This window comes from Hydrocoleum sp. CS-953 (assembly GCF_002260545.1).
Taxonomy (GTDB): domain Bacteria; phylum Cyanobacteriota; class Cyanobacteriia; order Cyanobacteriales; family Microcoleaceae; genus Trichodesmium.
On record NZ_LGSU01000233.1, the window covers coordinates 1 to 2,510 of the forward strand.

Below are 2,510 nucleotides of genomic sequence, written 5' to 3' on the forward strand. Positions count from 1 at the left end.
TCTTCTAGTAAAGTATCTTTTTTACTCATAGTTTTATCAATTAACTTTTAGTAGTTGTTATTTGCGTTCTCACCCAGCTTTAATTTTTTTAAAATTCATAATTAAAAAATTTTATATCGTCAGCATACTTATTAGCAACTATCATTTTGGCTTCTTCATCATAGTATTTCTGGTAATGAGAATGTTGTGTATTATTTTCGTTATTAAGAGTAATAAGTGGCAACCCTAATTTTCCACAAACATAAGCAAAGTCACGATCTAAATTTTCTTGTTTACCAGTAAAATTTATTAAATTACTACCTTTATCGTCAAATATGAATAAGGAACAAGACTTTTCATCTAAATATTTAGACTTTGCATAAGCACTAAAGTCTGGTAACTGACGAATTTTATCTGCTTTGCCTCCTTGACCCCAGTTTTTATACTTGTGAAACCAAAAGTAAGTTGACAATATTTTAGACCATGGATTTCTTGTAAAGGTGAACTTGAAATACTGATTCCATATATCTTCTCCAATGAAATTACGGATTTCCGGAGCAGTTGAATGTTTATAAATTTGATGTTTTTGTAGATACTCTTCTGAGAGTTTTTCGTACTTAGGTAAACATCCAAGAATTAGGTCTTTCTTTCCCAGATATGGAATCAACGCCTTAGTTATACTGGTACCTCCACACTTATTAATGTGGATAAATATGAATTTGTATTTGTGAGATATGATCATTTTGTATCAAAGCTATAGTAAACACTACATAGACAACAATTTCTTTTCAAAATTGCTAAATATACTCTTCCAATCATACTTATTTTTAACTAACTCAAGCCCGTTTAGACGCAGCTGATCTCTAAAATCTCCATCCCTACTCATTTTAACAACCCCATCAGCAAACTTCTGTGGGTCATCCCCGATCGCAATATCAACCTCCTCTGTAACTAATAAACCTTCACATCCCAGACTGGTAGATATAACAGGTAATCCCATTGCCATAGAATGCAATACTTTTAACCTAGTTCCACTTCCGAGTCGTAATGGTACGACGCTCATCATACAGTCTTTTGCTACCTCGCTCATATCTTTCGGACTAGCAACTACCTCAATACGAGGATCTTTTGCTAATTCCTGTATTTGTTTTCCTGGATCGCGGCCTGCAACACAGAAAACTAATTCAGGGTCTTGTTCCCAAATTTTGGGTAATATCTCCTCAACAAAAAACATTACTCCATCTATATTCGGATAGTATGCTAAATTCCCCATAAATAGCATTTTTCTTGCCTGAGTATTATTGACAGGAGTAATGCCAATAGTATCAGTTCCATTTTCAACTACCAATGTTTTAGCTTTTGGGCAACGCTCCTCCAGTTGTTTCCTGTCAGACTCACTAACTAAAGTTACTAAATCAAACTTAGGCCAGTTTCGCTTTTCATAGTCCTGTAATAACTTAGCTTCTTTATCTGCATCTAAAAAAGCTTTGACAGCATCCACATCTGCTGCTATTTCTTCTAAATTAGAAGTTTCTTTAGAAGCTAGGGCGCATTGTTGCAAAAGATTAGACTCTATATTGTGTTCTTGTAAGACAGTATAAGTATCTGCAAATAAATCTACATAAGATGCCAGATAAATAAAATCAAATAAGACAACATCAAAATCAATTATTCTGAGTTCCTCTAAAATTTTTCTCATATTCCAAGTATGCCAGCGATATATTTGTTTGGGATCGTTGGGGTTTCTAGCACTATAGGGAGCGCCTAACATAGTCATAATTGCGCGATCGCAATAATTTGCTAATTCTGTTTCAATGGCATAATCTTCTTCTGAAAAAATAAAGGAAACAACTACTAAATGATGACGACTTCCCAAATATTTTATCTCTTCAAACATCCGCATTGGTGCCCCAGAATTAGGAGGATAAGGAGGGTAAGATGTTACCATCAGGATTTTCAAAGACTGACCATCTTCTATTTTACTTTTTCTGGGATGGGAAAAGTCTTGACAGAAATCTTTAATAGAATCAATACGCTCTTTTTCCTTTAAAGCTGCCTCTAAATTATGATTAAATCCAGCAAAGTTTGACTCAAGTTCTATAGCTTTACGGTAAGCATTTATCGCTTCATCAAAATCTAGGGTACTTTTCAAAATATCACCCAAGCCATTATAATACCAACAATAATCTGGTCTAATTTCAATAGCTTTCCGGTAACATTCTATAGCTTGGAAAAAATTTTCTTGAGCTTTTAAAGCATTGCCCATTTCAAAATAAATTTCCGCATAATCTGGTTGAATTTGCAAAGCCATTTGATAGAAAATAATAGCATTATCTATGCGATTTTGTTCTACTAAAGCTTTACCTAATTCCAGGTATAATTCTGGATTTTCCGGAAATTCTTGTAATTTTTTATAATGGTCTTGTAAAGCTAAATCATTATCTGCTTTTTCTTTTCTACTTAAAGCAAAATTGTATAATTTAGAAAGATGCGGATGTTCAATTTGCAAATCAATAGCAATTTCACAAGCA

2 protein-coding genes are annotated in these 2,510 nt (G+C 33.4%); both read right to left on the reverse strand.

Annotated elements, in window-relative coordinates; genetic code table 11:
* Positions 1-88: 88 nt before the first annotated feature.
* Complete coding sequence (locus tag AFK68_RS01970; protein ID WP_094671215.1) at positions 89-721, reverse strand: sulfotransferase family 2 domain-containing protein; 633 nt, start codon at positions 719-721, stop codon at positions 89-91.
* A gap of 24 nt (positions 722-745) precedes the next feature.
* Positions 746-2,510, reverse strand: a 1,765-nt coding sequence (locus tag AFK68_RS01975; protein ID WP_143437426.1) for a glycosyltransferase family 4 protein, incomplete at its 5' end; no start/stop codon positions are given.

Bases quoted from the DNA above. Each gene is read 5' to 3' on its own strand.
- AFK68_RS01970 (WP_094671215.1), bottom strand. From the start codon at position 721: ATGATCATATCTCACAAATACAAATTCATATTTATCCACATTAATAAG.